An 18,430-nucleotide genomic window follows, 5' to 3' on the forward strand; every position below is an offset into this window, starting at 1 on the left:
GTTATGCTCCGGCCCATCGTCATAAGATCGTTTCTTCAGATGGTTTGAGGGTGCTGATGGTCCGCGAGGAATCGCCGCCCGGAATCGCAGGGTTCGCGACGTTGCGCGTATGGCTGCTGCCGGCTGTGGTGACGGCGGCAGTCGCCGTACTGGTCGTCTTTCTGGTCCCGTCGTCGGCGCGCGTGCCGGTCGCCCTGCTCGGCGCGGTCGCCGTGGCCGCGGTGATCGCCGGCTGCATCGCCGTCCGCCGCGGCAGACAGATCGAGGAGCTGGGGGCCGTGGTGGAGGCCCACCGCGCCCTGCTCGCCCAGCAGGAGGCCGCCACCGTACGGCTGGCCGGCGTCGTGCTGCCCGAGGCGATGGAGCGGCTGCGCAAGGGCGAATACCACGAGGAGGTATTCGCCTCACTGAGCGCGGGCAACGTGCACGAGGCGGAGCTGACCGCCGAGTTCCAGGCGGCGCACCGGGCCGTGCTCAGGTCCGTACTCGACGCCGTGGTCGCGGAGGAGGACCTGCGCGAGTCCGCGCAGCGCGCCTTCGTCAACGTCGCCCGCCGCATCCAGGCGTTCGTCCACCAGCAGGCACAGGAACTGCGGGAGATGGAGGACCGGCACGGAAACGCGCCGGACGTCTTCGGCGACCTGCTGCGGCTCGACCACGGCAACTCGCTCATCGGCCGGCTCGCCGCGACCATCGCCGTGCTCGGCGGCGCGCGCCCCGGCCACCAGTGGCGCAAGCCCGTACCGCTCTACAGCGTGCTGCGCGGCGCGATGGGCCAGATCATCCCCTACCAGCGGGTGGACCTGCACTCGGTCTCCGAGGTCGCCGTGGTCGGCCCGGCCGTCGGGCCGCTCATCCACGCCCTGGCCGAACTGCTGGACAACGCGACCAGCTACTCGCCCCCGCACACCCGGGTCCACCTGACCACCGTCGAGGTGCAGTCCGGCATCGCCATCGAGATCGAGGACGGCGGCGTCAGCATGAGCGAGGAGGCCCGCAAGCGGGCCGAGCGCATGCTGCACAACGCCCAGCAGGGCATCGACATGGCGGACCTGGGCGAGACCCCGCGCCTCGGCCTCGCCGCCGTCGGCAAGCTCGCCCAGGCCAACGACTTCACCGTCTCGCTGCGCGAGTCCGCGTACGGCGGCGTACGGGCCGTGCTGGTGGTCCCGCAGAAGCTGATCACCACCACCACGACCGTGTCGGGCCTCGCGCTGGCGCACGGCATCGGCACCTTCTCCGGCCCCAGAGAGGTCCCCGCCCCCACGCACCAGACCCGCCAGACCACCGGCCCGGTGTCCACCGACGGCGCGGGCGAGGCCCCCGCCGGGACCCCGCGCCAGGACACCGGCCTGCCGCAGCGTCGCCGCAGAGCCCAGACCGCCCCTCGGCAGGCGCCCGCCCAGGCCGCCCCCGAGACGGCGTCCGCACCGCAGCCGGGTGAATGGCTCGCCGCCTTCACCAGCGGCGCATCCGGCGACACCGCGCCGCACGACACCTCGACCGGCTCGACCGGCAAGGGGGAGCAACAGTGATTCAGCAGGCCAACATGGACTGGATGCTCAAGGATCTGGCCGAGGGCGTCCCGCAGACCCGGCACGTGATCGTCCTGTCAGCCGACGGGCTGAAGATGGCCCAGCACAGCACCGAGACCGACACCGCGGACCGGCTCGCCGCCGCCTGCGCCGGGCTGCAGAGCCTGGCGGCCGCGGTGGCGTCGGAACTCCCCCACGGCTCGGGGAAGATGCGGCTGCTGGTCATCGAGATGGACGGCGGCTTCTTCTACCTGATGGCCGCGGGCGCGGGCGCGTACCTCGCGGTGCTGGCCGACGAGGGGGTGGACGCCGGACTGATGGGGCAGCGCATGCGGGACCTGGTGCTCAGGATCGGAGAACACCTCAACAGCCCGCCGCGACACAACCAGCCCGCCACGTGAGCGAGCCGGGCCGCGGCTGGGAGGACGACAGCCCGGAGCGGCTGTACGTCATCACCGGGGGCCGCAGCGGCTCGTCGACCCCCGGTCCCCTCGACCTGGTCACGCTGATCGTGGCCAGGTCCAGCCCAGCGCCTGGTATGCAGCCCGAGCACGCGGCGATACTGCGGATCTGCCAGTCACCGCTGTCGGTGGCCGAGGTCTCCGCCTACACCGCACTGCCGGTCAGCGTGGTCACCGTGCTGCTCAGCGACCTCATCGCCGAGCAGCACGTGATGGCGCGCCCGCCCATACCTCCCGCCCAACTCCCCGAACAGGCATTGATTAAGGCAGTGATCGATGGACTCCAGAAACTCTGAGCCGCCGCCCGAGGGACCGCGGCCGGAGGACGTACTGCCGGCCACCGCGGCCACCGCGGTCAAAGTGCTGATCGTCGGCGGATTCGGGGTCGGCAAGACGACCCTCGTCGGCGCGGTGAGCGAGATCCGGCCGCTGAAGACCGAAGAGACCATGACCCAGGCCGGCATCGGCGTCGACGACACATCGGGGATCGAGGGCAAGACCCACACCACCGTCGCACTGGACTTCGGCCGGATCAGCATCAACCGCGAGCTGATCCTCTACCTCTTCGGCACCCCGGGCCAGGAACGCTTCTGGTTCCTGTGGCGCGGCCTCTTCGAGGGCGCGCTCGGCGCCATCGTGCTGGTCGACACGGCACGGCTCGAGGTGAGCTTCGACGCCATGGGCCTGCTGGAGGAGCACGGGGTGCCCTTCCTCGTCGCCGTCAACACCTTCCCCGGCTCGCCCCAGCACGACGTGGACGACCTGCGCCAGGCCCTCGACCTGCCGGAACACGTGCCGATCCACTACTGCGACGCCCGCAAGCGCGAGGACGACCGGGACGTCCTGATCGCGCTCATGCGCTACCTGCAATCCCTCTCCGCGACCTCGGAGGCATCGTGACCACGTCCCCCGTCCCGCCCCCGGGCTGCCCGGCCCACGACCCCACAGGCGGCGGGGTGCGCCGGCTGTACGGACCCGAGGCCGACGCCGACCCCAAGGGCCTGTACGAGAAGCTGCGCGCCGAGCACGGCCCGGTGGCGCCGGTCCTGGTGCACGGCGACCTGCCGGCCTGGCTGGTGCTCGGCTACCGGGAGAACCTGGAGGTGGCCCGCACACCCTCCCGCTTCGCCCGCGACCCGCGCACCTGGCGCGACATGGCCCAGGGCAAGGTCCCCGCCGACCACCCGCTGGGCCCGATGGTCACCTGGTGGCCGGTGGTCAACTTCACCGACGGTCCCGTGCACGAGCGCCTGCGCGGCGCCGTCATCGACTCGCTCCAGGGCTTCGACCGGCGCGGCATCCGCCGCTACGTCACCCGCTTCACCCACCACCTGGTCGACGGCTTCTCCACGGCCGGCCACGCCGACCTGACCGCCGACTTCGCCGCCCAGCTGCCCACCCTGGTGATGACCCAGCTCATCGGCGCCCCGGAGGAGGCCGGTCCCCGGCTGGTGCGGGCCGCCCAGGACATGGTCAACGGCACCGAGACCGCGCTGGAGAGCGACCAGTACGTCACCTCCGTGCTCCAGCAGCTGGTCGAGGCCAGGACCGCCAACCCCGGCCGGGACATCACCACCTGGCTGCTGGAGCACGAGGCGGGCCTCGGCCCCGAGGAGGTGCTCGCGCACGTCCGGGTCATCCTCATCGCGGCCGTGCAGACCACGGCCAACCTGATCGCGAACACCCTGGAGATGGTCCTCACCGACCGCCGCTTCCGCGCCAACCTCTCCGGCGGCCACATGACGCTGCCGGACGCGCTGGAGCAGGTGCTGTGGGACCAGCCGCCGATCAACACGGTGCTGGGGCGCTGGGCGACCGGCGACACGGTGCTCGGCGGCCAGCAGATCAAAGCGGGCGACATGCTGCTGCTCGGCCTGGCCGCGGGCAACGTCGACCCCGACCCGGAGGTGCGCCCCGACCTGTCCGCGCCGGTGCACGGCAACCGCGCGCACCTCGCGTTCAGCGCCGGCCCGCACGAGTGCCCGGGGCAGGACATCGGCCGGGCCATCGCGGACACCGGCATCGAGGTGCTGCTGACCCGGCTGCCCGACCTGGAGCTCGCCGAGCCGCTGGGCGACCTCCAGCGCAACGGGTCGCTGATGTTCCAGCAACTGGCCGCGCTGCCCGTGGTGTTCAGCCCCCGCCCGGTGCGTGGCCCGGCCACGGCCGAGCCGCCCGCCTCCGCGCCGCTGCCGCCCACCTCCACGCCGCTGCCCACGCAGAGCGGGCCGCTGCCGCCGACATCGGCGCCGCCGGTGCCCGAGCAGGCGCCGGCCGCCGCGGCCCCGGCCGGGCGGCCCGGCCGGGCGCCCTGGTGGCGCAGGCTGCTGGCCCGGCTCCGCTGAGAGCCGCCCGTCCCGACACGGCGGGGGGGCGCGCCCCGGGGGGGGGGCCCCCCCCCGGCGCCGGGGGGGGGGGGGGGCAGCCCCCCGCCCCCCCCCCCCCCCCCCCCCCCCCGCCCCCCCCGCCCCCCGGGGGGGGGGGGGCCGGGGCCCGGCCCCCCCCCCCCCCCCCCCCCCCCCCCCCGGGGGGCCCCCGCGGGGGGGCCCGGCCCCCCCGCCGTGTCCGTGGCAGGCGGTTTCAGTCCGCCAGCTGCCGCCACCACCAGGCGAACGCCGGCACCGGCGGCGCCGAGGTGTCCTGGTCGCTCGGGGTGTCCCGCCAGGTCAGCTCGAACCGGGCACCGGGCACCGGGAGTTCGTTGCGGTTGCGGGGACTGGCGTAGCGCGGCGCGCGGCTCTGCCACTCGATGGCGCCTGCCACGTAGTGGCCCAGCGAGTCCAGGTAGCGGCGCAACTCCTCGTCGGCCCCCTCGGCGATCTGCCCGCACAGCCGCACCAGGAAGGCCATCACCCGGTCCCGCAGGGCAACGGCCGCGGGCACGGCCTCCAGCGGCGTGCAGCCGCGCTCGTGGGCGAGGACGTTGACCAGGTTCTGCTCCCAGGGCGTCTGGTCGTCGTCCTTGTCGTACGAGAAGAGGTCGTTGTCCGCGCTGACGATGAACCCCGCCGCGTCCGTGGCCACCTGGACGGGCGCCGAATACAGCACCTCGGCCGGCAGATGGATCCCGTTGGCGGCGTCCGCCCAGGTGAGGGAGAAGCGGGTGCCGTTCGCCAGCGCGCCGGTCGCCACGAAGTCGGCGAGGCTCGGCATCACGTCCCGCTCCGCGTTGGCGGTCTGCCAGACGGCGCCGAAGAGCCAGTCCCTTGCCCCCTCGGTGAACCTGCGCAGCTGGAAGGGCGAGAGCGCCGCCCTGGTCCTGGCCACCAGGTCGTCCAGCGCCTCGGTCAGCGGCCCCGGCGGCAGCATCGCGGAACCGGGTGCCTCGAGGGCGCGGGCCAGCCGGACGCCGTGGTCGGCGATGGCGGCCGTACTGGCGGGCGTGGAACCCGAGTCCTGCCAGTCGTCGACCGCGTTCGCCCAGTAGTTCCACTGGGCGAAGAGCGCCACTGCCTCGACGTCGCCGAGCGGGATGATGCGGCTGGAGAAGTCGGCGCTGTGCGTGGCCAGGCCCCAGGCCCGCTCCACGGCGTCCGGGTAGATGCCGAACCGGTCGGTCCACTCCACCGCCCGGGCCTCGATCTCCTCAGCCTTGGGGTGGATCAGCCGCTCGTTGAACGGGCAGTAGAAGGCGGGCAGTCGCGGCCCGATCCGGGACGGGCGGCCGTGCGCGGCAGTGGCGTCGGTCGTGTCGGTGGTGTCGGTCGTGTCGGTCACGTCAGCTCCCCGCGAGCCGGAAGAACAGCAGCCGGGTCTCCATCGCGTGGTCGCGCCAGATCCGGAACAGCTTGCCGTGCGCGATGGTCGACTCCCGCAGCCGGTCGCGCGACCACGCCGACGGGATGCCCGTCGCCTCGACCCGGTCCAGCTCCGCGGTGTTCCAGGCCATCGACTGCACCCAGAACTCCGTCACCCGGTCGGTGACGTCCTCGTCCTGCTCCAGCTCGAAGCCGGCCGCCTCGGCCGCGGTGATGTACTCGGTGAGGGTGCCGAGCCGGGTCTTGTAGTAGCCGTCGATGAACCCGGTCCACTCGGGTCGGCAGATGAAGTGCTCCTGGATGCCGAACCAGCCGCCCGGCTTCAACGCCCGCGCCACCACCTGGAAGAGGCGCTCGCGGTCCATGTAGCCGGAGCTCTCGTTGGCGTACGCGGCGTCGTACAGCCGCTGGTCGCCCAGCTCGTGGATGTCCGCGTGCCGCGGGGTCACGCGGTCGGCGACACCGGCCTGCCTGGCGAAGTCCCTGATGACCGGCAGGTGCTCGGGCGCGACGGTGAGGCCGGTCACCGTGGCGCCGTACTCCTGCGCCCAGTACAGCGACCCGCCGCCGACGCCGCAGCCGATGTCCAGCAGGTGCAGCGGCTCCCCGCTCGGGACTCCCCAACTGCGCGCCGCGTGGCTGAGTATCGCCTCCTGCGACGCGGAGATCCGCCGCTTGAGCACGGCCTGGCTGACCGTCGTGTTCAGCCGCGCGTCCTTCTCGAAGAGCCCCACGTGGAAGTGGACGCGTGGTCCTGGGCCGTACTTCTGGAGAATGTCGTTGGTCTTGCGGGAGTAGTAGAGCGGAACCTGGCTTTCATCGAAAGCCCGTTCGTTTGAGGGAGCCTGAATGAGGAGTCCGCTGTCCATCGTATGTTCGATCCCTCGCCATGGTGTAAGTGCCGACCAGTGACACTGCCCGGAACTGACCGACACTATTGATGAATTGTTCAACTTGCATGGAAGCGGAACGCATAAAGTCCCCGCATGTCCGCTTGATTCTGCACGGTGGCGCCTACGCTACGGCCAAGATGCCTCTGGCATAGTCCACTTGGCCTCTCGCGGAGTCAACTCTGCCTCGGTCAACGAAAGATGACGCCTGCGGGGGCACTTTTCAGCCACCCTGACGGCCGGAATCCCCGGGACCCGGACCCGGACCCGGACCGTGCAGCGGGCACGCGGTCAGGGGCGGTTCGGTTTCCTGGGGGTGAGCAGGCCGCGGTTGAAGGCCTCGGCCACGGCCGCCGCGCGGTCGCCGACGCCGAGCTTGCCGTAGACGTTCAGCAGATGGGTCTTCACCGTGGCCTCGCTGATCAGCAGGCGGGCCGCCACCTCGCGGTTGGTGGCGCCGGCCGCCACCCACTTCAGCACCTCGCCCTCCCGCGGGCTGAGCAGGCCGGGCGCCGGTGTCCTCACCCGGTTCATCAGCCGGGCCGCGACCGAGGGCGAGAGCACCGCCTCGCGGTTGGCGGCCGCCCGCACCGCCCGCAGCAGCTCGTCCCGCGGGGCGTCCTTCAGGAGGTAGCCGGTCGCCCCCGCCTCGATGGCCGGCAGGACGTAGCTGTCGGAGTCGTAGGTGGTCAGGACCAGCACCCGGGCGGTGCAGCCCGCCTTGGCCAGCTCGGCGATCGCGGTCACGCCGTCCGTACCGGGCATGCGCAGATCCATCAGGACGACGTCCGGTTCGAGGCTCCCGGCCAACCGGACCGCCTCGGCACCGTCCGCCGCCTCACCCACCACCTCGAACCCCGGGTCGGCGGCGAACATGCCGCTCAGGCCGTCACGGACCACGGGGTGGTCGTCGGCGATCAGCAGCCGGATCGCGGCGGAGGCGGGAGCCGGCGTCGGCTCCGGGTGCGGACGGCTCATGCGCCGGCCTCCAGCCTTCCGTGCGGCACGCGGGCCGAGACGATGGTGCCCGCGCCGGGTTCCGACTGGACCCGCAGGGTGCCGGACAACCCCTCGATCCGCTCCCGCATCGCCTTCAGGCCGAAGCCACCGCCGGTGCCGGGGTCGGTGCCGGGCGCCGGGTCGGTGTGTTCCGCGGGGGCCGGGTCGGTGCCGGTGCCGGTGCCGGGCGCCGGGTCGGTGTGTCCCGCGGGGGCCGGGGCCGCCGTGAAGCCGCGGCCGTCGTCGCGTACGTCCAGGGTCACGTCGTCCTCCAGGTAGCCGAGGGTCAGGGCGACCGAGCCCGCCCCCGCGTGCCGTGCCACGTTGGCCAGCGCCTCCTGGGCCGCCCGCAGCAGGGCGAGTTCGGTCTCCGGCTGCATCGGCCGGGCCGTCCCCGTGGTGGTGACCCGGACGGCCACGCCGTGCAGGGCGGACCAGCGCTCGGCGACCCCGGCCAGGGCGTCCCCCAGCCCGGCCGTCTCCAGCGGCTCAGGCCGCAGTTCATCCACGGAACGCCTGGCCTCGGCCAGGCTCTCCCGGGCCAGCCCGGTCGCCGCCGTGAAGTGCTGCCGCCACCGGTCGGGGTCGCCGCTCGCCTGCTCGGCGGCCTGCAACTGCATGACGATCCCGATGAGGCCCTGGGCGAGGGTGTCGTGGATCTCCCGGGCCATCCGCTGCCGCTCGTCGAGGACCCCGGCCTCCCGGGCCTGGACGACCAGTTGCCGGTGCAGCCCGGCGTTCTCCGCCAGCGTCGCCTGTAGCCGGCGGTTCGCCTCCCGTACCTGGGCCAGGGCCGCGATCCGCTCCTGGTTCTTCCGGTCGGCGTCCCACCCCCACCAGGCAAAGCCGCACATGCAGATCACGTTGACGGCCAGGATCACCGCGAAGACGGTCCAGCCGACGGCACTGTCCTTGGACACCGGGTCGCCCTGGGCGGCCCCCGACTCCAGCGCGACCGCGGCGACCCCCGGAAGCCGCCACGGCCAGGGCAGGATCCCGAAAGCGTAGAAGTAGCACGCGGGAGTGAAGAGGCCGAACCACGGGTCCCGCACGACGAGGACGCCCACCAGCACGACCAGCCCGGCGAAGAACACCCCCGCCGGCCGCGCCAGGTCCCACCAGGAGGGGTGCCTGACGAACCACGCCATCCACAGGGACACCGCGGCGCACAGGCCCAGGTCGACCAGCAGGGAGCCGCCCTCCCCGCGCCTGGCGACCGCGGTCACGACGATGAGGACCGCCAGCATCGCGAAGGGCACTCTCGTCAGCAGCGGAAGCAGCCGCTCATCCTGCCCGCCCGCCCGGGCGAGCGCTGCCGGCGCGCCCAGGGGATGCCCTCCGGTCGAATCCACTCCCACCCACTCCCGCTCACTCCCCGTCACTCCCAGCGGAACAATCTAATCGCTGCCGCTCCGAAGACCACGGCGTAACCTGCCAGCGTGACCAGCTGCACGGTGTGCGGCCAGTGCCCCTGCGTCGCGTCCGTCAGCGCCTGCACGGCGGCCCCGAGCGGGGTGGCCCGGCTGATGCGCCGCAGCAGCGGGGGCATGGAGGCGATCGGGAGGAAGAGCCCGGCGAAGAACATCAGGGCGTAGAACAGCACCGCCCCCACGGTGTTCGCGACCCGCCCGTTGGGCGAGGCCGCGGCGACGAACAGGCCGATCGCCATGAGGGCGAGCGCGGCAAGCACGATGGCGGCCGCGTATCCGGCGGCCTGGCGCGGCAGCGCCACCCCGAACGCGAGCCGGGCCACCAGGAGTACGGCGACCACGGCGACCGCCGCGGTCGCCAGATTGACCAGCAGCTGTGCGGCCAGCACCCGGGCCGGGCCCACCGGGGTCGTCCGCAGCCGGCGCAGCACCCCCTTCTCCCGGTAGCCGGCCAGTACCGCGGGCACCACGTTGAACGACAGCGTGGCCAGGACGAAGGCGGCCAGGATCGGGACGTACTGGTCCAAAAGCGTGTGGCCGCCGAAGCTGTCCCGGCGCTGGTTGTAGAAGGGGATGTTGCCGAAGACGACCAGCAGCGCCAGCGGCAGACCGACGGCGAAGACCGGGCCCACCCGCTCCCGGACGAAGAGCTTCAACTCGGTGAGCGCGAGCCGTCCCAGCACCGGGCCCCGGGCTGCGGCGGCGGGCGCGGGCCCGGCCGGGGTGACGACCGACATGGCGTACTCCTCCTGCGTGATCGGCTGGACGTTGTCGGCTGGACGTGGTCGGCTAGACGTGGTCGGCGGCGTCGGCTTCGCGGGTCCCGCGCGCGCCGGGATCACGGGCGCCGCCCGGGTCCGCGGTAGGTGTCCGGGCGGTGCCGGCGTCGGGGGTCCGTTCCGCGTCGGGGCCACGGGCGCCAGCGCCGGACTGCTCGCCGGTCAGCGCCACGAACGCGTCCTCCAGGCTGGGCTGGTCCACCCGCAGGTGCTCCGCCAGGATGTCGTTGCGGGCCAGCACGGAGGTGATCGCGTTGAGGGCGTTGCCGGTGCCGGTGACGACCACGACGTCGCCCTGCCGGGTGAGGCCCGTGACGTCGGGCAGGCCGGTCAGCAGGCCGTCCGCGAACGGAACGGACGGCCGGAAGCGGATCCGCTGCCCGTCCGGGACACGTTCGGTCAGGGCGGCCGGGCTGTCCACGGCGACGACGCGGCCCCGGTCGATCACCGCCACCCGGTCGCACAGCCGCTCGGCCTCCTCCATGAAGTGGGTGACCAGCACGATCGTCACCCCGCGGGAGCGCACGTCCTGGATCAGGCCCCAGGTGTCACGGCGGGCCTGCGGGTCGAGCCCGGTGGTGAGTTCGTCGAGTACGGCCACCTCCGGGCTCCCGATCAGCGCGAGCGCGATGGAGAGCCGCTGCTTCTGGCCGCCGGACAGCCTGGCGTAGGGGGTCCTGCGCCTGCCGGCCAGCCCGAGCACGTCCATCAGGACCTCCCGGTCGGCCGGCTTGCGATAGAAGGAGCCGTACAGCCCGAGCGCCTCGTCGACCGTCAGCCGGTCGGGAAGCCGCCCGTCCTGCAACTGCACCCCGAGCCGCTGGGTCAACTCGGCCCGGTCGCGCAGCGGATCGAGCCCGAGCACCCTGATCTCGCCCCGGTCGGCGGTACGCAGGCCCTCCACGCACTCCACCGTGGTGGTCTTGCCCGCGCCGTTAGGGCCGAGGATCCCGAAGATCTCGCCCCGCTCCACGGTGAACGAGACGTCGTCGACCGCCACCTCGGCGCCGTATCTCTTGTGCAGGTGCCGCACCTCGATCACCGCCGGCATGCGTGGCGCCCCTTCCAGCCCCGGAACCTCCGGGTCACTGGTACGAGCCTCGCAGCGGCGCCGTCCCCGCGGCATCGGCCACCCGGCCCTGCCCGTCCCGCCCCGGCCGATCCCCCGGACGGCCCAGCCCCCTCAACCGATCGGCTGATCCGGCTCCACGGAGGGGACGTCGGGCACGTCGGGGACATCGACGAGGCCGGGGACGGTGTCCTGGGGTGCGGCGGTGCCGCCTCGGTCTGTCAGTGCGGCATGAGGGTCCACTCGTCACAGCCCGGCAAGCAGTCGTAGTCCGGGCGGTCGACGTCGGCGCTGAGGCGGAAGGGGGTGCCGTCGTTGTCGACAACGAGGGTGCCGTGCCGGTCGCCGCTCGACCAGTCGAGGGTGAAGTTCCAGCGGACGTCGTGCGCCTTCGTGTGCACCGTGACGTAGAAGACCTCGGGGTCGGACTCGGTGACCTTGTAAGGGAAGGCGCGCGAGCTGTTCTTGACGGTGGCGGTGGGGATTCCGCGGTCCAGGTCGACGTCGAAGGACTGGGTGGCCACCTTGCCGCCGCACTCGGTCGATTCGTACTCGTTCCAGGCGAGCGGCGCGTTCCTCGAGACGATGCCGACGTGCAGCCCTTCGAGGACCACGGTGTGCGCGCCGGTGCCCTGGACCGTGATGGCGATGCGCTCGCTGTCCGACGCGACGGCGCCGTTCGCCTCCGCCCAGCGCGGCGCGTCCTCCTCGTTCGGGGGCGGCCCGACCTGCTCCGGCGCGCTGTCGACAAGGAAGCGCTGGCCGCAGATGGTCTCGAAGACGTACGGGCGGGTGTGGACGGTGAGGGGGGCGGCGTCGGTGCCGCTGCCACCGGTGGCACCGGCCGAGGCGGGATGCCCGCTCCGGGGGGACCCCGTGGCGGAAGCCGGCGCGGACGGTGTGCGACCCGGGGCGCTCGTCGACGGTGCCGCTGACGACGCGGTGGCGGACGGCTTCCCGGTGCCGGACGCCTCCCCGGTGCCGGACGTCCCGCTGCTCGCGGTGGCGCCGGCCACCTGCTGGTCTCCGGCGCCGTCCCCGGCGCCGCCGCGCCACGGATGCGCGACAAGCACCGCGGCCACCACGACGGCGGCCATCGCGGCGGAGCCGGCCACCATGCTCCGGCGCCGCCGCGGCGACGCCGGGGCCCGCGGCATGCGTTCGACGACCGGTTCGTCCTCGGGAGGAGTGGGGTCGGTTGAACCCGCCCCCTGCGGCGAGTCCTGCGCCGGGGCCGCTTCCGCGGCCGTTTTCGCGACCGCTTCAGCGACCGGTTGCACAGCCGGTTCAGCGACCGGTTCCACAGCCGGTTCAGCAACCGGTTCCACAGCCGGTTCAGCAACCGGTTCAGCGACCGCCTCAGCGACCGCCTCAGCGCCGGCGACGTCCGAGGCGGCGGCCTTCAGCCGTGTCGCCGCCGCGCGGTCCTCCCGCGGCTTGCGTGCCGCGTCCGCCAGGATCCAGCGCCGGTGCACCTCGACGAGTTCCTGCGGCGTCGCCCGGCACACCCGGCAGAGGCGCTCCACCGGCGCGTAGTCGCTCGGAACCGCGGTGCCGTTGCAGTAGCGGTGCAGCGTCGACGTGCTCATGTGCAGCCGCTTGGCCAGTGCCCCGTAGCTCAGTCCCGAACGGTCCTTGAGCTCCCGCAGCAGCGTCGCGAAATCCTCGGTCTCCCTGCCCCCTGCTCCCCCCAACACCTGTGCCTCCCCTTCGCCGTGTTCCGTTCCGCCGTTCCAGAGGCCTTCAATCTCCCCTGGTCACAGCGCGTTTCACCATTCCAACGTCCCGAACTGCCCGCCGTACGTGGCGACTGGGACGGATCCCCCCACAAGCTCTGGTCATCCAAGCACCACACCGGTCGGAACAGTGAAGAGGTAGCGTCCCATGTCCAGCACTCGAAACCTCCGCAAGCGGAACTCCGCCACCCGTCTCGCCGAGGTCGTCGGCGTCGTCGCGAGCGTCGTCCTCGGCGGGACGCTGCTCGTACCCGCCGCCCACGCGGACAGCCCGGAGGCGCCCCTCACCCTCGCGGTCGGCGACGTCACCCACAACACCATGACCCGCGGGAACGGCACGAACAGTTTCACCGTGACCGTCACCAACACCTCAAGCACCACGCAGCCGTTCACCGGAGACGCCCTCGTGTGGCCGGGCAACAGCGGGCCGAGCCCGCTGGAGATCGACCAGGTACGGACACAGGTCACCCCCATCCACGCACCGGCGACCGACGTTTCGGTGGACGGCCAGAACCCGGGCATGAACGTCGTGTTCTTCCCGCACGGGGGGACCGCGACCTCGGGCTTCCAGATCCCCGCCGGCGCCGGCTACAGCTGGAGAGTGACGATCAGTGCCGCGGCGGACTTCCCCGGCAATGACGACGGCCTCGACATCGATCTCAAGTCGATTGTCAGCGAGGTCGTGGCGCCCGGCCACGTCCACTTCGCCGTCGGCCCCGCGCTGCCGGACGGCCACCTCACCGAGAGGTTCAACCACTCCGTGACCGTCTCACCCGGCGCCCCCGGCAAGACGACCCTCAGCCTCTACGACGGAGCGGGAGGTACCTTCACCAGCCCGCTGAGCACCATGGTCGAGGTGGAGTCGGCGGCGTCCGGCCTGAGCCTGGAATACCGCAGCGGCAGCGGGACATGGAAGCCGGCCACGGTCGTGGAGTCGGGCAGGAGCTGGCTGCTCGCCCCGGTCCCCGCCGGCTTCGCCTACCAGCAGACACACAGCTACCAGCTGCGCTTCACGGCCGCGGAGCAGCCGGCCGCGGCGCGGGACCTGCGCCTCAGCTCCCGAGTGGTGCTCGGCGGAGAGATCGCGAGCGCACAGAGCACCCTGCACCTGCGGCCTGCCTCGACGCCGACGGCGACCGCGACGCCCTCGTCGGCGCCCACGTCCGCCCCTGTCCCGGCCGGGGACGTCACCACGGCCGGCACCGCGGCCGGCGGCGCGACTTCCGGGGCGGCCACGTCAGGCGGCTCCACCTCGTCCGCCCAGCTCGCCAGCACCGGTTCGTCGCACATGGGCCTGATCGCCGGGCTCGCGGCACTGCTCGCCGCGGCGGGAGCGTTCGTGACGATGTCGGTCACCCGTCGCCGCCGCGCCGCCTGACCACCGACCGCGCCGCCCGACCCGCGAAGGCCGCATTCACCACACCGTGGTGGAGGCGGCCTTCGCGGGTCGGACGGCCCAGCAGGGCGGAAGCGGCGGCGGGTGGGACCGGTGGCCGCCCGCCATGAGGCGGACCCCTCGTCGAGCAGACGGTAGGTGAGCGCGGCCACCGATCAGCCGCCCGAGCTTGCCAGCACCCGGGGGCTCCGCGAACCTACCCGGCCGCCTTCCCCCCGCGACAGCGGATTTCCGGGCTCACCGACGCCCGCACCGCGTAAGGCGCCCAGACCCGATCGGGCCCAGGCCGCCAGCGGTTCCGCTACCGGGGCAGCCGCCTGGTACCCGCCGGCTCCCCCGCCGCTGCCTGGCAGGCGGTGAGGAGGAGCCGTCCGTCCTCGTCCCCCGCCATGACGACGTCGACGTGCAGCATGCTGCCGTCGTCGAAGCGCAGCGTGAAGACCGGATCGAGCACCATCAGGAAGTCGAAGCCCTCGCGGTCCTCCGCGGACAGCGGCAGTTCGAACCGCGCGCCACACGTCCAGTCGTCACCGGTGACGCGGACGACGACCCGCACATCGGTCCGAGCCAAGCAGGTCGACGAGTTGGCCCACCACTCGAGCGCCGCGGTGCCCTCATGGCTGTCCACCCCTCGAGTCTCCCAGCCGGACGGCCCGTCCGTTCGCACCGCTGGCGAAAGAAGCTGACGCTACTCGGGCCCGTCGGCGGTCAACGGGGCGAGCGGTGCATGTCCCAGTGCTTGGCGAGCCCGATCAGGTCGTCGCTCGTCAGGGATATCGCCAGCCGTCTGCCGTGCAGCTCGGCGTAGTGCGGGAAGCCCGCGAGGTCGCTGACCACATCCAGGGTCTGGCCACGTGGATCGACGGCGATCTGCCCCAGGTCGAACAGAGAGTACAAGTCCCGTCGCAGCAGCAGGCCACCGCCCACCGGAAGCTTTCCGTTGGCGGTGTAGCTGTAGAGCTGGGCCACTTCCAAGGCAGGCGCCGGCACGGGGCCCGTAAACGCGCAGGTCTCCCCGAACGCTTCAAGCAGCCGCCGACGCACGGCCGGTCCTCCCACGCGCGCCCGAACGGTGTCAGTACGGTGGCCGCCACCGATGACATCCTGGGTACTGTCCACGATGTGCAGCGGGATGTGCCTCCCGCTCTTGGCGACGGCTTCCTGAAAGGCGCCCCAGCGCAGCCTGCGCAAGCTGTTCTGTGACTTCGGCTTCTCGCACAAGGTGCGGAGTTGGCCGCCACTCAGCACACCTGGCAGCCCGACCCAGCCCGCCTCATGGCGATCCCGGTAGGTGGTGACGTGCTTGTCGATCCACAGCGGCTCGTCGAACTCCCGGCGGCAGGTCGGGATCCAGCACCTGTACTTCGGTGTCATCGTCTTGCGCGCGGCCACATCCGCTTTTCCGCAGAACGGGCAGGACGGCGTTCGCTTGTCAGCCTCGCCGACCTCGATCGACTCGATCACCGAAACCCCGAGCAGCATCTCGGTGTCCCACAGCACGATCACGTCTCCCGGTCGCAGGGCGGCCGAGTTCGGGACGGTGCTGTCCCAGCTGTAGTAGCGGGCGACGTCGTCGTCATAGCCCGCGCCCGCCTTCTTGCCCTCATCGGTCGCGATCACCAGCCACGCGGTCATCGGCACCCCCACCCACCCCATCACCGCCACACCCGCGTGACGCCTCAGGCCCCCAACGTACCGGCCGCGTCACGTCCCCAAGCGGTTCCTCAACTACAGCCGGCGCGAGGTCAGATCCGGCCGAGGCCGACCTCCACCAGGAAGGGAGCCACAGTCCTGACGGCACCGCCCGACCCGTTGAGCACCACAATGGCCAGCCCGCCACGGAGCGTCGCGCGGAGCAGGCTGGCCAATAACAATTCATTTGTCATAGTGGCGGCATGACCACACCTCCCGCTCCCGGCGAGGGCCCCACCCGGCCGGTTTCCGTCTCGCTCCACGAGGGCACCATCGCAGCGCTCCGGGAGCGCACGGGCAAGCGCGGCATGTCCGCCTATGTCGAAGCGCTCATCCAACGGCAGCTGGAACGGGAGCGGGTGCGTGAGCTGATCGAGGACGCGGAAGCCGAACATGGTCCGGTCGACCCGGCGGCAGTAGAGGCCAAGCGCGCGATCCTGCGGGGCGACAGCGCGGGCTCGGCGGATGCCGCGTGAGCGGAACCCTCATCCTTGACTGCGACGGACTGTCCGAACTCGTCCGGCGAAACCGCGAACTCACCGAGTGGCTGGCCGCCGCAGAATCCGAGGACATCCGCGTGGTCGCCAGCTCCGTCACGCTCGTCGAAGCGCGGGATCCCAAGACGAACCAGGCCCGGTTCGACTATGCCGTGTCCCGGGTCAACATCGTCCCGCCCACCGGGGCCATCGCACACCACGCAGCCCGCCTCCTGTGCGCGGCAGGCCTTCACGGTCACAAGCACCCACTGGACGCCATCGTGGCAGCCACCGCACTGACCTCGCCCTCCCCCGTCACCATCCTGACCACGGACCCAGAGGACATCACGATGCTCTGCGGTCCCAGCGTCCGGGTGACCAAGATCTGAGATCGACAGTCGCGGTCGCGAGTTCGCCCGGTGCCCCGAGTAATTCCGCGTCGGGAAAGCGCTGCGGGTGTGAAGCACGAGTGAGTCGTCAGTCCGGGCGCCCCGGTCCCCGCCCGACTCGTGAGGGCGAAGCGGAAGAAGCCAGAGGGTCAGGTCCCGAGTTCCCTGAAAGGGCCGGATCCGGCACCCGCCTCCGTGCAGCGCCAGTTCAACCACCCCACCCCGGCAACCCCCCTCCTGCGGCACCCGCAAGGCGCGCCCTGAATATCATCGGGGCGGAAAAGCACCGGCAGGAGGAGCCCCAGTGACCAGACCACCGTCCCCGCGCTCCACCGTGGTCCTCTACACGGTGTCCGCGACATGCGCCGCCCTTGGCGCCCTGTTGTGGATCCGCGACCGGGCGGCCGACACACCCCCCAGGGTCTACGGGGACGTCCTGGTGGCCGAAGGTCACACAAGGTCGGCCTGGCGCATCTGGTCCCAGGCGGTCACCGAGGAACGCCTGGGCCTCTACCTCGTCGCCGCCGGCCTGGCCCTGGCCATCGCAACGCGCGTGCTCTCCGCCCGGCGGGACTGACCGCCCCGTTCCGCACCTCAAGGGTCGACCAACGCAGAAACCCCAGGTCAGAGGTTGACTTGGGGTTTGCCGTGGATCCGCCTTCGGGATTCGAACCCGAGACCTACGCATTACGAGGGCTGGCAAGATCGTGACGGCAGGTGGTGGACGGTGCCACGAGTTCCTGTTTCGGCTGGTCAGAGGCTCGCGAACTTGATCATCGTAACGGCCGGTCCACGGCGGTGCCGTCCCGTCCGCTCACGCAGCGCTCACGCAAGCCGAGATATCCACGCCGCCATGAAGACACCTCAGCGGCGCCACGCCGAGATCAGATCTGGCCGAGGTCGACCTCCATCGGGAAAGGGGCCACGACCTTGACGACACCCGTGAAGACGTCCCCGTTCCGGTAAGCCGTGTTCGCGGGATCGAGAACATATGTGTACACCAAGGGAACCCCGGTCGCGGCCTGCTCGACCCGCCAGTAGAAGGCGATACCGGCCTTGGCGTACTGGTCGGTCTTCACGATCCGGTCGGTGGTCTCCGACCCCGGCGAGACGACCTCCACGACCAGCAGCACGTGCTCGGGACGGGTGGGCACGATGTCGATCGTGTCGGCGCGGTACACCACCACATCCGGACGACGATTGGTGAGCGGGATGTCCTGAAGCCGGACATCGAAGTCGGTGTCGGCATTCCAGTCCGGCCCGCCGGCGGCCTCCAAGGCATTCGCCAAGATCCGGGCCAGCCGATTATGGCGCTTGGAGGCGCTGGGGCTCCCGACGACCATCCCGTCCACGATCTCGATCCCCGCACACTGCTCCTCGGACCAGGAGTCGTACTGCTCCGCCGTGATCTGCTCGTGCATCCACGCAGGGGCTGCCGTCTCGGCAGTCATGACGCACCTCCCGAACACCACAGGAGCGGGCCAGAACCCGCCGAGTCCAGCCTACTGTCTCAGCCCCGCCCGACACGTTGAGCACCACAACGGCCAGCGCGGCCAGACGCCGCGCTGCGGCTGCAGACAGACATGGCCGCGGCCGCGGGCGCCATGCCCGGGATGGCGGCACCTCCATCCCGCCGCCCATGGCCCGTACCGAGACCAGGACTGAGACCACCGGCAGCAAGTCTGCACGCGCTCAGCGCCGACGCCCGCATCCGCTGAAGGAGTAAGAAGCTGTTGTCTTTCCGATGGTGCTCGCTGCGTTTCCGCTGGTCAGGTGTGATGTCGGTGGTTCGGCGGCAGGAGTGACGTGTCGTGTCGTCT

General features: G+C 71.9%; 20 protein-coding genes. 9 read left to right on the forward strand and 11 right to left on the reverse strand.

All coding sequences use genetic code 11. From position 1 onward, the window contains the following. The first annotated feature begins 56 nt into the window (after window positions 1-56). From ACGFMP_RS26930 to ACGFMP_RS26950, 5 genes are read left to right on the forward strand one after another with little or no spacing between them, the layout of a single operon-like run. Window positions 57-1,535, forward strand: coding sequence for an ATP-binding protein (locus ACGFMP_RS26930; RefSeq protein ID WP_393675603.1), 1,479 nt, complete (start codon window positions 57-59; stop codon window positions 1,533-1,535). A gap of 14 nt (window positions 1,536-1,549) precedes the next feature. Beyond that, complete coding sequence (locus ACGFMP_RS26935; RefSeq protein ID WP_393675604.1) at window positions 1,550-1,936, forward strand: roadblock/LC7 domain-containing protein; 387 nt, start codon at window positions 1,550-1,552, stop codon at window positions 1,934-1,936. Then, on the forward strand, window positions 1,933-2,292 hold the full coding sequence (locus ACGFMP_RS26940) for a DUF742 domain-containing protein (protein WP_393675576.1): 360 nt from the start codon (window positions 1,933-1,935) through the stop codon (window positions 2,290-2,292). Before ACGFMP_RS26935 ends, ACGFMP_RS26940 begins: the two co-directional genes overlap by 4 nt. Further along, complete coding sequence (locus ACGFMP_RS26945) at window positions 2,273-2,896, forward strand: ATP/GTP-binding protein (RefSeq protein WP_393675577.1); 624 nt, start codon at window positions 2,273-2,275, stop codon at window positions 2,894-2,896. The genes ACGFMP_RS26940 and ACGFMP_RS26945 overlap by 20 nt, the downstream gene beginning before the upstream one ends. Beyond that, entirely contained in the window at window positions 2,893-4,341 is a 1,449-nt protein-coding gene (locus ACGFMP_RS26950) for a cytochrome P450 (protein ID WP_393675578.1), read from the forward strand. Before ACGFMP_RS26945 ends, ACGFMP_RS26950 begins: the two co-directional genes overlap by 4 nt. Before the next feature lie 235 nt (window positions 4,342-4,576). Here the strand turns inward: ACGFMP_RS26950 and ACGFMP_RS26955 are convergent, their stop codons facing one another. The 7 genes from ACGFMP_RS26955 to ACGFMP_RS26985 all read right to left on the reverse strand — a co-directional run bounded on the left by ACGFMP_RS26955 (window position 4,577) and on the right by ACGFMP_RS26985 (window position 12,618). Continuing rightward, on the reverse strand, window positions 4,577-5,713 hold the full coding sequence (locus ACGFMP_RS26955) for a terpene synthase family protein (protein ID WP_393675579.1): 1,137 nt from the start codon (window positions 5,711-5,713) through the stop codon (window positions 4,577-4,579). Between the two features lies 1 nt (window position 5,714). Then, entirely contained in the window at window positions 5,715-6,623 is a 909-nt protein-coding gene (locus ACGFMP_RS26960) for a methyltransferase domain-containing protein (protein ID WP_393675580.1), read from the reverse strand. Between the two features lie 312 nt (window positions 6,624-6,935). Beyond that, complete coding sequence (locus tag ACGFMP_RS26965) at window positions 6,936-7,622, reverse strand: response regulator (RefSeq protein WP_393675581.1); 687 nt, start codon at window positions 7,620-7,622, stop codon at window positions 6,936-6,938. Beyond that, a complete protein-coding gene (locus ACGFMP_RS26970) occupies window positions 7,619-8,995 on the reverse strand; it encodes a sensor histidine kinase (protein WP_393675582.1) in 1,377 nt (458 codons plus the stop codon). Before ACGFMP_RS26970 ends, ACGFMP_RS26965 begins: the two co-directional genes overlap by 4 nt. A 26-nt stretch (window positions 8,996-9,021) precedes the next feature. Continuing rightward, entirely contained in the window at window positions 9,022-9,810 is a 789-nt protein-coding gene (locus ACGFMP_RS26975; RefSeq protein WP_393675583.1) for an ABC transporter permease, read from the reverse strand. Window positions 9,811-9,862: 52 nt separating this feature from the next. Continuing rightward, window positions 9,863-10,903: an ABC transporter ATP-binding protein gene (locus ACGFMP_RS26980; protein WP_393675584.1), complete on the reverse strand. Its 1,041-nt coding sequence runs from the start codon at window positions 10,901-10,903 to the stop codon at window positions 9,863-9,865. A 239-nt stretch (window positions 10,904-11,142) separates the two neighbouring features. Beyond that, window positions 11,143-12,618 carry a helix-turn-helix domain-containing protein gene (locus ACGFMP_RS26985; protein ID WP_393675585.1) on the reverse strand — a complete coding sequence of 492 codons (1,476 nt, stop codon included), beginning with the start codon at window positions 12,616-12,618 and terminating at the stop codon, window positions 11,143-11,145. A gap of 187 nt (window positions 12,619-12,805) precedes the next feature. Between ACGFMP_RS26985 and ACGFMP_RS26990 the strand changes: the two genes are divergently transcribed. Further along, complete coding sequence (locus ACGFMP_RS26990; protein WP_393675586.1) at window positions 12,806-14,035, forward strand: hypothetical protein; 1,230 nt, start codon at window positions 12,806-12,808, stop codon at window positions 14,033-14,035. Between the two features lie 319 nt (window positions 14,036-14,354). On the opposite strand, the gene ACGFMP_RS26995 is transcribed toward ACGFMP_RS26990, so the two are convergent. The 3 genes from ACGFMP_RS26995 to ACGFMP_RS27005 form a co-directional block, all read right to left on the reverse strand. Beyond that, entirely contained in the window at window positions 14,355-14,681 is a 327-nt protein-coding gene (locus tag ACGFMP_RS26995) for a hypothetical protein (RefSeq protein WP_393675587.1), read from the reverse strand. 80 nt (window positions 14,682-14,761) lie between these two features. After that, window positions 14,762-15,688 carry a hypothetical protein gene (locus ACGFMP_RS27000; RefSeq protein WP_393675588.1) on the reverse strand — a complete coding sequence of 309 codons (927 nt, stop codon included), beginning with the start codon at window positions 15,686-15,688 and terminating at the stop codon, window positions 14,762-14,764. 110 nt (window positions 15,689-15,798) lie between these two features. Further along, complete coding sequence (locus tag ACGFMP_RS27005; RefSeq protein ID WP_393675589.1) at window positions 15,799-15,939, reverse strand: hypothetical protein; 141 nt, start codon at window positions 15,937-15,939, stop codon at window positions 15,799-15,801. A 9-nt stretch (window positions 15,940-15,948) separates the two neighbouring features. Between ACGFMP_RS27005 and ACGFMP_RS27010 the strand changes: the two genes are divergently transcribed. From ACGFMP_RS27010 to ACGFMP_RS27020, 3 genes are all read left to right on the forward strand, one after another. Beyond that, window positions 15,949-16,221: a hypothetical protein gene (locus ACGFMP_RS27010; RefSeq protein WP_393675590.1), complete on the forward strand. Its 273-nt coding sequence runs from the start codon at window positions 15,949-15,951 to the stop codon at window positions 16,219-16,221. After that, on the forward strand, window positions 16,218-16,610 hold the full coding sequence (locus tag ACGFMP_RS27015) for a type II toxin-antitoxin system VapC family toxin (RefSeq protein WP_393675591.1): 393 nt from the start codon (window positions 16,218-16,220) through the stop codon (window positions 16,608-16,610). Before ACGFMP_RS27010 ends, ACGFMP_RS27015 begins: the two co-directional genes overlap by 4 nt. Window positions 16,611-16,914: 304 nt before the next feature. Continuing rightward, on the forward strand, window positions 16,915-17,187 hold the full coding sequence (locus tag ACGFMP_RS27020) for a hypothetical protein (RefSeq protein WP_393675592.1): 273 nt from the start codon (window positions 16,915-16,917) through the stop codon (window positions 17,185-17,187). A 307-nt stretch (window positions 17,188-17,494) separates the two neighbouring features. Here ACGFMP_RS27020 and ACGFMP_RS27025 read toward each other — a convergent pair whose 3' ends face one another. After that, window positions 17,495-18,061 carry a Uma2 family endonuclease gene (locus ACGFMP_RS27025; protein WP_393675593.1) on the reverse strand — a complete coding sequence of 189 codons (567 nt, stop codon included), beginning with the start codon at window positions 18,059-18,061 and terminating at the stop codon, window positions 17,495-17,497. Window positions 18,062-18,430: the final 369 nt, after the last annotated feature.

The sequence above is a fragment of the Streptomyces sp. NPDC049040 genome, assembly GCF_043197715.1.
In the GTDB taxonomy this organism is placed as follows: Bacteria; Actinomycetota; Actinomycetes; order Streptomycetales; family Streptomycetaceae; genus Actinacidiphila.